Raw genomic sequence first — 11,970 nt, forward strand, 5'->3', positions numbered from 1 at the left:
AAAGGAGACAAGGATGTCAAAGACTAAAAAATTCAGCTTGAAGGCCATCACCCTGGCTACTACCGCAGCATTCACCCTGGGCATATCCGCTCAGGCTTCGGCGCAGATATCCGATGACACGATCAAGATCGGCATGCTGACGGATATGTCCGGCGTGTATTCCGACATTTCAGGGCAGGGCGGCATCGAGGCGCTGAAAATGGCGATTGCCGACATGGGCGGCAGCATCAATGGCAAGAAGATCGAGCTGGTGTACGCCGACCACCTGCACAAGGCTGACATCGCTTCCAGCAAGGCGCGCGAGTGGGCGGACCGCGACGGCGTCGACCTGCTCATGGCCGGCGCCAATTCGGCCGTCATGCTAGCCATGGGCAAGATCGCCAGTGAAAAGAAAAAAGTCTTCATGATTCCGGCTACCGGCACCGGCCGCATCACCAATGAAGATTGCAATCCCTACATGATTCACTACGGCTATGACACCGTGGCGGCGGCGCGCGGCACCAGCTCGGCGGTGGTCAACCAGGGTGGCAAGAGCTGGTATTACCTGACTGCCGACTATGTGTTTGGCCACTCACTGGAAGGTGACTCTGCCAAGGTGGTCAAGGCCAATGGCGGCACGGTACTGGGTGCGGCGCGTCATCCGCTGAATGCGTCGGACTTCTCTTCCTTCCTGATGATGGCGCAGGCTTCCAAGGCCCAGGTGCTGGGTTTTGCCAATGCCAGCAATGATCTGGTCGCTTCCATCAAGGCCGCCAATGAATTTGGCGTGAACCGTTCCATGAAGATGGCGGTATTGCTGATGTTCATCACCGACGTGCATGCGCTGGGCTTGCAGCAGACCCAAGGGTTGTATTCCACCGATAGCTGGTACTGGGACCAGAGCCCGGAATCGCGTGCCTGGTCCAAGCGGTATTTCGCGGTGATGAAGCGCATGCCGACGGCGCTGCATGCCTCGACGTATTCGGCTGCCATGACGTACCTGAAGGCGGTCAAGGCGCTGGGCACGGATGATGCCGACAAGGTCATGGCCTACCTGAAGAAGAATCCGGTCAATGACATGTACACCAGCAATGCGAAGATCCGCGAAGATGGCCGCCTGATGAGTGATCTCAAGCTCATCCAGGTCAAGAAGCCGGAAGAATCGAAGGCACCGTGGGATTACTACAAGATCGTGCAGAACATCAAGGCTGAAGATGCCTTCACCACCAAGGCCGAATCCAAGTGCTCCTTGCTGAAGTAAGCTGACCCAAGACTGAATGTCCCGTCCTTCCGTCAGCGTACGGAAGGGTGGGCAGATTGCATATAACGGAGATAGACATGTCGGATTTGATGGGCATTGCCATGCATGCTCAGCGCGTTGCCATCGTCGGCGTCGGCGGTATCGGCGAACCTTGCGCGGAGATCTGTGCCCAGCTGGGTGCAAAGCTGATCCTGGCGGACCGGGTCGCGCCACAGGCAATCGCGGAAAGGATAGCTGCGCAGCACGGCGCGCAGACGGAAATACATGCGCTGGACATCGGTTCGGTCGAAAGCGTCAATCGCTTTTGCGCTGACATCGGCGATATCGACGCGCTGATCGTGACAGCGGCGATCCTGCCTGAAGAGCGCGAGCTGGAACCGGGCAGCGATGAATGGGAAGCCAGTTTTCAGCGTGCTTTCGATATCAATCTGCGCGGGCCGATGCAGTTGGCGCAGATCATGATGCAAAAAATGATCGCAAAAAAAGCCGGTCGGATCGTTCTGCTTGGCTCGCTGGCCGGCCGCAGCGGCGGCCTGCTGTCAGGCGCTCAATATGCTTCCGGCAAGGGCGCGATACACACGCTGGTGCGCTGGCTGGCCCTGCGCGCAGCGTCGCACGGCGTGTGCGTCAATGGACTGGCGCCCGGCGCGACGGCGACCCCGATGCTGACTAACGAAGTGGTCGATACCCGCAAGATCCCGGCAGGCCGCTTGGCGCAGCCAATCGAAATCGCCCGCGTGGCGGCATTTCTTGCCAGTCCTGCGGCCAGTTACATGCACGGCGCAGTGGTCGACGTTAACGGCGGCGCCTGCTTCAGTTGAGGCGGTTTGTTTATCAGGATGCTTGAAATGGAAGCACAACAATTAATCAGGATGGCCGGCGCAGGCCCGGTGTTAGGCGAACTGTTTAGCCTGCGCGCCATGGAGCGCGGCGAGCGCATCGCAATTCAGGACGAGCGGCGCGCGCTGAGCTATACGATGCTCAACGAGCGTGTCAACCGCCTGGCGAACGCCTTGCTCGTCAAAGGCATCGCGCGCGGTGAGCGGGTGGCGATCATGTCGGAGAACCGCACCGAATACATCGAAGCGCAGCTGGCCTGCGCCAGGATCGGCGCCATCGCCGCTTGCCAGAACTGGCGCCAGTCGGATGCGGAGCTGAATCATTGCATCAATCTGGTCAGCCCGAAGCTGTTCATCCATTCGGAACGCCACGCCACCGCGATCAAGCGGCTCAACCTGGCAATTCCAAGCGCCATTGTGTTCGGCGAGGACTACGAGACATTGCTGGCGCAGAGCAGCAGCGCCGAACCGCAGGCGCAGGTGCATCCGGAAGATGGCTTGCTGATCCTGTATACCAGCGGTACCACCGGCTTTCCCAAGGGTGCGCTGATCAGCCATCGCGCCATGATCGCCCGCGCGGCGCTGAATTTTGCAGATTGGGGATTGACCTCGGACGAGGCCTATGTCGCCTGGTCGCCGCTGTTTCACCTGTCCGGCGCTGATCTGTCGCTGGGCTCGCTTCTTCAGGGCGGCAAGGTGCGCATCATCGACGGCTTCAAGCAGGATCAGGTCGGCGATGCCATCGCCACCGAAAAGATCAACTGGCTGGTCATGGTGCCGGGCATGATCGAGCGAACCATGGCCGAGGTCAGGGAGCGCAAAATCGTCCCGAAGGGCATCAAGCTGATCGGTTCGATGGCCGACTTGCTGCAGCCGCAGCTGATCGCCGAGTTGACCACGCTGCTGCAGGCGCCGTTCCTGAACAGCTTTGGCGCCACCGAAACCGGCATGGCGCCTGCCAGCAAGTCGGTGATCCCGATCGGCCATGTGCCGACCGGTTTCGACAAGGAACAGAGCTCGTTCTGCGAAGTCAGACTGGTCGATGACGACGACCGTGAAGTGGCGGTCGGCGAGGTCGGTGAAATGAGCCTGCGCAGCGCCACGCTGTTCAGCGGCTATTGGAATGCCGAGGAAACCAACTTGAAGGACTTCCGCAACGGCTGGTTCCACATGGGCGACATGTTCCGCCGCAATGCGGACGGCACCCTGGCTTTCGTCGACCGCAAAAAGTACATGATCAAGTCCGGCGGCGAAAACATTTACCCGGCCGAGATCGAGAAAGTCCTGCTGGCTTGCGAGCGTATCGCCGAAGTCGCCGTGGTCAAACAGCAGGATGCCAAATGGGGCGAGGTGCCCGCCGCATTCGTCGTGCGTCGCGACGAAACGATGACCGAAGCCGATGTCATCGCGCTATGCCGCAATGCCATCGCGGGCTACAAGATTCCCAAGACCGTGCGGTTCGTGAATTCCTCGGATATCCCGCGCAGCGAGACCGGCAAGGTCAAGCGCCACGAACTGGAAAAGATGCTTTGACAAGATAGGAGAAAATGCAATGAAGGCAGCCTGGTATGAAAAGAATGGATCGGCGCGCGAGACGCTGATCGTCGGTGAACTGCCCACGCCGGAACCCGGCCCGGGCGAAGTGCGGGTGAAGATCAGCGTTTCCGGCGTTAATCCATCCGATGTGAAATCGCGCCGCGGCCGCCCGCTCAACGCGCCACGCATTATTCCGCACAGCGATGCCGGGGGCGTTATCGATGCGGTCGGTCCGGGTGTTTCGGCTTCACGCATCGGCGAACGGGTGTGGATCTGGAACGGCCAGTGGCAACGCCCGATGGGCACCGCCGCCGAATACATCGCACTCCCCGAAGCCCAGGCGGTGACACTACCGGACAATTGCGATTTTGCCGCCGCGGCCTGCCTGGGGATTCCTGCGCTGACAGCCTATGAGGCTGTGCGCCTGTTAGGCGACATCCAGGGAAAGACCATTTTGCTGATCGGCGCGGCATCTTCCGTGGCGCATTACGCGGCGCAATTCGCAGCGCTCAAAGGTGCCAAAATCATCGGTACCGTCAGCTCGGATGAGAAAGCGCGTCACGCCCTTGCCGCCGGCGTGAATGAAACGATCAATTACAAGACCGAGCCGGTGGCGCAACGGGTCAAGGAAATGACCGGCCAGCGCGGCGTCGACGCCATTATCGACATGGACTTTTCCAGTACCGTCAATCTGGTGCGGGAGGGAGCGCTTATTCCGCATGGCAAGATCGTCTGCTACGGTTCGAATTCGATGGATGACGTGCTCATTCCATTCCGCCCAATGCTGATGAATTCCATGCAGCTGCTGTTTTTCCTGGTCTACGATCTTACTGCGGAGCAGCGCCAGGAAGGCCTTGCCGAGATCGGCAAGCTGTTGGCTTCGGGTCGCCTGACCCATACGATCGGCGCACGCTATTCCCTGGACGACATCGCTGCGGCCCATGAAGCAGTGGAAGGCGGCAGGGTGATGGGGAACGTGGTCGTCGATATCGGCTAATTCCCGGCCAGCTCGGCCCGGCGGTGATTGTCAGACGCGCCTTGGCGGTTCCCGGCTGCGCGTTCTCGACAATCGCCTGCGGGTCGCCCTGCAGGCTGTGATTGCCTACTATTGTCAACGTATTGTATTGGGATAGTCCGCCAGAAGATTCCGGACGTTGGCGGCGTCGTGAGATTGGTATCGGCTGCGCTGGCAGGCCAGGGCTGGCCTGGGCTTGGAAGGATTATTTGATCAGTTCACGGACCCTGCCGTGCAGGCGCACTGGACTAGTGCCAATCCCGGCGCGATTGCTCTTGCGGGTCATCTGCTCCAGCGTCACGCTGTCGAGCACTTTCAGGTAGGCGGCGGTGGCGTCTCCCAGCACGCCCTTCAATGCACAGGATGCCGAGTAGGCGCATCCCTTATTGTTTTCATCAAAGCACTCGGCCATGTAGAAATCAGTCTCGGTCAGGCGCACCACTTCACCGATATTGATATCCGCCGGCTCGCGTCCCAGCTTTAAACCGCCGTTGCGGCCTCGCACGGTTTCCACCAGCCCGAGCATGCCGAGCTGATGCACCACTTTGGTCAGGTGGTTCTTGGCGATGCCGTGCAGGTCAGCGATGTGCTGGATCGTTACCAGCTCATCGCGATGCGTCGCCAGATACATCAGCGTGCGCAGGGCGTAGTCCGTGTAGGAAGTCAGTCTCATTGCATTTTTCTTCAGAATTTCGATATCGATCTGATCATTTCATTGAGCAGACTGATGTTCGCCTGACGGGCAGGCGCATTTAAACCGGCATTCATTCTATATGTTTATGCGTTGTTCTGGTCGAGTGTGGATTTAAAGATGCATTTAATTTGCATATTAAAAAACATGCGGATAGAATGCATCTTAAAGGAAACATTTCATTCGCAGTTTTCACCTCGCAGTTCAACACAACTATAAAGGAACAGTCATGCATGCCACACGCAAACTCTGGACCTGGCTTGCCATCATCTGCGTTCTGTCTTTCTCGGTATTGGGATGGATGGGCACCGAGATCTATCTGAAGGCGCCGCCAATTCCGCAACAGGTCGTCAGCACTGACGGTGATGTCTTATTTTCAGAAGGGCAGGTAGATCGCGGCCAGGCAGCATGGCGCGCGGCAGGCGGCCAGCAGGTCGGCTCCGTCTGGGGTCATGGCAGCTATCTGGCGCCGGATTGGTCGGCTGATTGGCTGCACCGCGAAGCGATCGCGCTGCGCGATATCTGGGCCAGGCGCGATTTCGGCAAATCCTACGCTGAACTGCCACTTGTCCAGCAAGCCAGCCTCGACGCCATGCTGAAAGAGGCAATGCGCCGTAATACCTATGATGCGCAAAACGGCAAGATCGTCCTTTCCGCCGAGCGCGCGCAGGCGGTCAAGGAAGTCGCCAAGCACTATACAGACCTGTTTGGCGAAGACATGTCGCTGAATGGGGTACGCGAGCAGTATGCAATGAAGTCCGGTTCGCTTGCCGATCCGGCCGATCGTGCGGCGTTGACCGCCTTCTTCTTCTGGTCATCCTGGTCTGCTGCGACCGACCGTCCGGGCGAATCCGGCCTGAGCTACACCAGCAATTGGCCGCATGATCCGCTGGTCGGGAATACGCCGACTGCCGGTACCGGCATCTGGTCGATTGCCAGCGTGATCCTGATGATCGGCGCCATTGCCGGCATGATCTTCTGGCACTCCAGGGCCAAGGAAGAGGATGACCCGGCGCCACCCAAGGCCGATCCGCTGCTGTCGCTGAAAGCCACGCCGTCGATGCAGGCAACCAGGAAGTATTTCTTCGTGGTGGTTGGCCTGATCCTCGCGCAAGTCGGCATGGGTGTCATTACCGCGCACTACGCGGTGGAAGGGCAGAGCTTCTTCGGCATCCCGCTCGCGCAAATCCTGCCGTTCTCGGTCAGCCGTACCATCCATACCCAGTTCGCCGTGCTGTGGATCGCTACCGCCTGGCTCGCCACCGGCCTGTATATCGCGCCGGCCATCTCCGGTCATGAGCCGAAATACCAGAAGCTGGGCGTGAACGTGCTGTTCTATGCGTTGCTGTTCATCGTCGTGGGTTCCACCGCCACAGGCTGGCTCGGCACGCTGCAAAGCCAGGGCGCCGACTACAGCTTCTGGATCGGCAACCAGGGTCTGGAATTCACCAGCATGGGCCGCGTCTGGCAAATCCTGCTGTTCATCGGCTTGCTGTTCTGGGCAACACTACTGGGACGTGGCCTGTGGCCGGCATTGAAGAAACCATCGGAAGGCCGCGGCCTGATCGCGATGGTGTTCCTGGCTGCGGTGTGCATCGGCGGCTTCTATGCCACGTCGCTCACCTGGGGCAAGCACACTCACTACTCGATGGTCGAATACTGGCGCTGGTGGCTGGTCCACCTGTGGGTGGAAGGCTTCTTCGAAGTATTCGCCACCGCGGTCATCGCCTTGCTATTCACCCGCCTGGGCCTGATCCGCACCGCATCTGCCAATAGCGCCATCGTGCTGGAAACCATCGTGTTCCTGTTCGGCGGCATCCTGGGTACGCTGCATCACCTGTACTTCACCGGCACCCCGACCATGGTGATCGCCATCGGCGCCATGTTCTCCGCGCTGGAAGTCGTGCCGCTGTCGCTGATCGGTATCGAGGCGTATCACAACTATCGCCGCATCCAGGCTGCACCATGGGTCTCCGCATACAAATGGCCGATCTTGTGCTTCATCGCCGTGGGCTTCTGGAACCTTGTCGGCGCCGGTCTGCTGGGCTTCTCGATCAACACGCCGATTGCCCTGTACTACATGCAAGGCATGAACATGACTGCCGCCCATGGCCACGCCGCTCTGTTTGGTGTGTACGGCATGCTCGGTATCGGCCTGATGCTGTTCTGCCTGCGCGGCATGTGCGAGCGCGCCGTGTGGTCGGATCGCCTGCTCGCGCCGGCATTCTGGCTTCTTAACATCGGCCTGTCGATGATGGTATTCATGTCACTGGTGCCGGCCGGTATCTATCAAGCCTGGGCCAGCATCACCAGGGGCGTGTGGTTTGCCCGCTCGGCGGAAGTAGTCCACTCGACTTTCATGGAAACCATGGTGTGGCTGCGCGTGCCGGGTGACATCGTGTTTGCCATTGGTATCGTGTTCCTGGCCCTGTTTTCCTGGCGCCTGGTCTTCAACAAGAAGGCCACGACCAAGGCTATTCCGGTAGCTAATCCGGGCAAGGTCTGATTTGAGATGACAGCCCAAGGGCAGCTGCGATGCTGCCCATTGACATTAAATACTGTAACTGTAAGCAGGAAAACGAAGAGGCCGACATGGCAATACTGACAATCGAAGAGCCGCATCAGCCGGCATCATCCAGATCGAACCTGGATAATCACCCGCTGTTTCGCCTGGGTTTTCGCCCGTTTTATTTTTTGTCCGCGGTATTTGCCGCCGTCAGCGTGCCGCTTTGGCTGGCCCGCTATTTCGGGCATGCAATCAGCCTGGAACAGGTCGACCTGAACTGGCATGTGCATGAAATGGTGTTCGGTTTTGCCATCGCCGTCATTATCGGATTTCTGTATACCGCAGGGCGCAACTGGACCGGCTTGTGGACGCCGCGTGGCAAGCATCTGGCCGCGCTTGCCGGCCTGTGGATTGCCGGACGTTTCGCCATGCTGGTTTCGCCTGAAATTGGCGCCGTGACCGATCTGGCCTTTTTGCCCCTGGCTACCTGGCCGCTGTACCAGGTGCTACGCAAATCCAACAACCGCCGCAACATGTTCCTCGTGGTCTTGCTGGCGCTGCTGACCGCAGCCAATGCCGTCTATCACGCGGCAGCCAATGGCTTGCTGCAAGTCTCGACGCTCTGGCCGCTGGAATCCGCCATTCTCGTGATCGTGCTGATCGAGTCCGTGATCGCCGGCCGCATCATCCCGAATTTCACCGCCAATGCCGTGCCTGGCGTAAAACCCGTGACCGATGCACGGCGCGACAAGATTGTCATCGGCGTGACGGCACTCGCTTCCCTGGCCTGGATTGCGCAGCTGCCAGCTGTGCTGGTGGCGTCATTGGCCCTGGCAGCCGCCGTCTCGCAACTGATCAGGCTGGGCGGCTGGAAGAGCCTGGCTACCCTGCAGAATCCGCTGCTCTGGATCCTGCATGTTTCCTACGCCTGGATTCCCCTGGGATTTGCATTGCTGGCCTTGGCAGCGATCGGCGTGATCAGCAACTCCGCGGCCTTCCACGTGATGGCGATCGGGTCCATGGGCGGACTCGTCATCGGCATGATCACCCGCACTGCGCTTGGCCACACCGGTCGCATGCTCAATAGCGGAAAAATGGAAACCTGGATGTATGTGCTGGTGCAGCTTGGCGTCATCGCTAGGTTCCTGGCGGCGGTGCAGGGCGGGGAGTGGCGCAATGCCGGACTGGTCGTTGCTGCGGCTAGCTGGAGCGGGGCATTCATTTTGTACTTGATCAAATATGTGCCTTATCTGACGGCGGCGCGCATCGACGGCAAGGAAGGTTAAAGCGCCGGCGCACCTCGCCATCGGTATTCTGCTAGACGCTCAAAGCAATGAAGCTTGATCCAGCCGGGATAGGCGCATTTCCGCATCCTGCCCGGCTTGGTACAATGGCGGTTTGATAAATTCAACGCACAGCCCGCCATGATCGACATCCAACTCCTTCGCAAAGACATCGACGGCGTCGCCGCCCGCCTGGCCACGCGCAAGTTTCAACTCGATGTTGCCGGCTTCAATGCCCTGGAAGCCGAACGCAAGCAGATCCAGACCCGTACCGAGGAATTGCAAAGCAAGCGCAATACGCTTTCCAAGCAGATCGGCGTCCTGAAGGGTAAGGGCGAGGATGCGTCCGGCGTGATGGCTGAAGTTGCCGGCATCGGCGACGAGCTCAAGGCGTCGGCCGCGCGCCTGGATGACGTGCAGGCGAAGATGACCGATTTCGTGCGCGCCATTCCCAACCTGCCGCATGAATCCGTGCCGGTCGGCAGCGATGAATCGGGCAACGTCGAATTGCGCAAGGTCGGCACGCCGCGCGAATTCGATTTCGAGGTCAAGGACCACGTCGATGTCGGCGCACCCCTCGGCCTGGATTTCGATGTCGCCGCCAAGCTGACCGGCTCGCGTTTTGCCGTCATGAAGAACGGCATCGCGCGCCTGCACCGCGCGCTCGCGCAATTCATGCTCGATACCCACACGAGCGAACATGGCTATACCGAATGCTATACGCCGTATATCGTCAATGCCGACTCACTCCTGGGGACGGGCCAGTTGCCGAAGTTCGAAGCTGACCTCTTCGCGGTAAAGAAGGGCGGCCAGGAAGGCGAGGGCGAAGCGCTCTACCTGATCCCGACTTCGGAAGTTTCGCTGACCAACATCGTGCGTGACGAAATCGTCGCCGGCGATGCCTTGCCGATCAGGATGACCGCACATACCCCGTGCTTCCGTTCCGAAGCCGGCAGCTACGGACGCGACACTCGCGGCATGATTCGTCAGCACCAGTTCGACAAGGTCGAGATGGTGCAGATCGTTCATCCGGAAAAGTCGTTCGAGGCACTGGAAGAAATGGTCGGCCACGCCGAGAACATCCTGAAAAAACTCGGCTTGCCATATCGCGTCATGACGCTTTGCACGGGCGACATGGGCTTTGGCGCGGCCAAGACCTACGACCTGGAAGTCTGGCTGCCGGCGCAGAATACCTATCGCGAGATTTCTTCGGTATCGAATTGCGAAGCCTTCCAGGCTCGCCGCATGCAGGCACGGTTCCGCAATGCGCAGGGCAAACCGGAATTGGTGCATACCCTTAATGGTTCAGGCTTGGCAGTGGGACGTACCCTCGTTGCAATCCTTGAAAATTATCAGCAAGCCGACGGCAGCGTAGATATTCCCCAGGCATTGCGCCCATACATGGGTGGCTTGGAACGCCTGGTGCCGCAAGCATGATAAAAATTGCTGCACCAACAAGCCAGACTCTGATATAATCGCAGGCTTTCCAGCACTTGCTTGCTGGAGTCGACCGAATCAGGAGAGGTGGCAGAGTGGTCGAATGTACCTGACTCGAAATCAGGCGTACGGTATCCCCGTACCGAGGGTTCGAATCCCTCCCTCTCCGCCAGATTGCACATAACCCCTTGAAATGGCACAATATTGTGCTATTGCAAGGGGTTTTTTGTTGAGCAAGGTACAAAAGTTAGGTACAAAGCGGGTAGGGCAGGCTTCCTCCATCAAAGAGGATAAGATGCCAACTTACATGCGCCGTAACCCCAATGGCTCCGGTTACGAATTTCGTCGCGGTGTTCCCAAAGCTCTCCAGGCCGAGATTGGCAAGACTGAGATCAAAGAGGTTCTAGGCTCCAAATTCTCCGATGCCTGTCGAAAATGTAATCAATTAGCCGCAGAGACTGATCGCCTGTTCGAAGATGCGCGTGCCAAGTTGCGATCAGCGGCGACACAAAAGCAGAATAAGCGCCCGTATCACGATTTCTATAGCAAGCTGCGGGTCATCGACCGAGTTACTCCAGAATTAACTGAACAACTTAAAGCTTACTGGGAGAGCATGGTAGATGCCGCTGATGTACAGCGGCGAGAAACCGGATTCGAACACTTGCCACAAGAAGAAATCTCGTCGGCACAGCAAGAAATCCTGCCTATGTTGCGGCAGGCTTGGGCTAGGGGTGACGCTTCCGCGTTCATACCTAGCTTGCATCAGACCTTGCATCTTCGCGGTTATCGTCTTGCTGAGCAGCTCATTAGCAGCGATGATGAAAAGCGACTTGCCATGGCATTAGTGCGCTCTCACATCAAGGGAATTCAACTAATCGAAGCGCGTGATGCTGGAGAAGACCCTCCGGTTGTAGTGACAGCCCAGCCTCTTTCTTCGGGAATGTCCTTGTCAGGCGATAGCATCGAAACATCAAACGCGGCTGCAGACGCGCTTATGCTATCTAAGGTGGTCTCGCACTTTCTAGCGACATGGCCCAAGAACAAAAAAGAGATGCTTAAAAAGCATTCTTTTTTGCTTAACGCGTTTTTAGAAGTGGTTGGCGATTTACCGGTCACGAGTTTGCGCCAAGCTCATGTCAACGAGTTTTTCCGCTTGCTTCAAAGACTTCCGCCAAGGTGGCAAGACGCGCGTCGCCAACAGAAAATCAGTTTGCGAGATCTGGCTGCTCAAGACCATCCTACAGTAATTAGCCCTGTCACCTTCACTGATGCATATAAAGCGTCATTTTGGGTTTCCCCCGATAAGACGGACACATTCGATAGGTATGTGGACTAGCCCCACTTCGGTAGACATTTCCGGCCTATGATTTGAGCATAGGAGGAAGTGAATGAACAAGCCGAGATTTACACCGGAATTTAAGGA

General features: G+C 58.3%; 9 protein-coding genes and 1 tRNA gene. 9 read left to right on the forward strand and 1 reads right to left on the reverse strand.

Translation table 11 applies throughout. From position 1 onward, the window contains the following. The first annotated feature begins 13 nt into the window (after nucleotides 1-13). The 4 genes from EDC30_RS16910 (at nucleotide 14) to EDC30_RS16925 (ending at nucleotide 4,612) form a co-directional block, all read left to right on the forward strand. A complete protein-coding gene (locus tag EDC30_RS16910; RefSeq protein WP_132260033.1) occupies nucleotides 14-1,240 on the forward strand; it encodes an ABC transporter substrate-binding protein in 1,227 nt (408 codons plus the stop codon). Nucleotides 1,241-1,317: 77 nt separating this feature from the next. Further along, complete coding sequence (locus tag EDC30_RS16915) at nucleotides 1,318-2,061, forward strand: SDR family NAD(P)-dependent oxidoreductase (protein ID WP_132260034.1); 744 nt, start codon at nucleotides 1,318-1,320, stop codon at nucleotides 2,059-2,061. A gap of 27 nt (nucleotides 2,062-2,088) precedes the next feature. Then, nucleotides 2,089-3,612, forward strand: coding sequence for a class I adenylate-forming enzyme family protein (locus EDC30_RS16920; protein ID WP_207907318.1), 1,524 nt, complete (start codon nucleotides 2,089-2,091; stop codon nucleotides 3,610-3,612). Nucleotides 3,613-3,631: 19 nt separating this feature from the next. Continuing rightward, nucleotides 3,632-4,612 (forward strand): NADPH:quinone reductase, encoded by a 981-nt coding sequence (locus tag EDC30_RS16925; RefSeq protein WP_132260036.1) that lies wholly within the window; start codon nucleotides 3,632-3,634, stop codon nucleotides 4,610-4,612. Between the two features lie 223 nt (nucleotides 4,613-4,835). On the opposite strand, the gene EDC30_RS16930 is transcribed toward EDC30_RS16925, so the two are convergent. Continuing rightward, complete coding sequence (locus tag EDC30_RS16930; RefSeq protein WP_132260037.1) at nucleotides 4,836-5,303, reverse strand: RrF2 family transcriptional regulator; 468 nt, start codon at nucleotides 5,301-5,303, stop codon at nucleotides 4,836-4,838. Between the two features lie 247 nt (nucleotides 5,304-5,550). Here EDC30_RS16930 and EDC30_RS16935 point away from each other — a divergent pair, with 247 nt between their 5' ends. The 5 genes from EDC30_RS16935 (at nucleotide 5,551) to EDC30_RS16955 (ending at nucleotide 11,883) form a co-directional block, all read left to right on the forward strand. Beyond that, complete coding sequence (locus EDC30_RS16935; protein WP_132260038.1) at nucleotides 5,551-7,827, forward strand: nitric-oxide reductase large subunit; 2,277 nt, start codon at nucleotides 5,551-5,553, stop codon at nucleotides 7,825-7,827. 86 nt (nucleotides 7,828-7,913) lie between these two features. Next, complete coding sequence (locus tag EDC30_RS16940) at nucleotides 7,914-9,113, forward strand: NnrS family protein (RefSeq protein ID WP_132260039.1); 1,200 nt, start codon at nucleotides 7,914-7,916, stop codon at nucleotides 9,111-9,113. A 138-nt stretch (nucleotides 9,114-9,251) separates the two neighbouring features. Then, nucleotides 9,252-10,547 (forward strand): serine--tRNA ligase, encoded by a 1,296-nt coding sequence (gene serS / locus EDC30_RS16945; protein ID WP_132260040.1) that lies wholly within the window; start codon nucleotides 9,252-9,254, stop codon nucleotides 10,545-10,547. Between the two features lie 81 nt (nucleotides 10,548-10,628). Further along, nucleotides 10,629-10,719: transfer RNA gene (locus tag EDC30_RS16950), tRNA-Ser, on the forward strand. Between the two features lie 57 nt (nucleotides 10,720-10,776). Then, the gene (locus tag EDC30_RS16955; RefSeq protein ID WP_132260041.1) at nucleotides 10,777-11,883 is read left to right on the forward strand and encodes a DUF6538 domain-containing protein; all 1,107 of its coding nucleotides are present in this window, start codon (nucleotides 10,777-10,779) and stop codon (nucleotides 11,881-11,883) included. Nucleotides 11,884-11,970: the final 87 nt, after the last annotated feature.

It is taken from the genome of Paucimonas lemoignei (assembly GCF_004342585.1).
GTDB classification, from domain to species: Bacteria; Pseudomonadota; Gammaproteobacteria; order Burkholderiales; family Burkholderiaceae_D; genus Paucimonas; species Paucimonas lemoignei.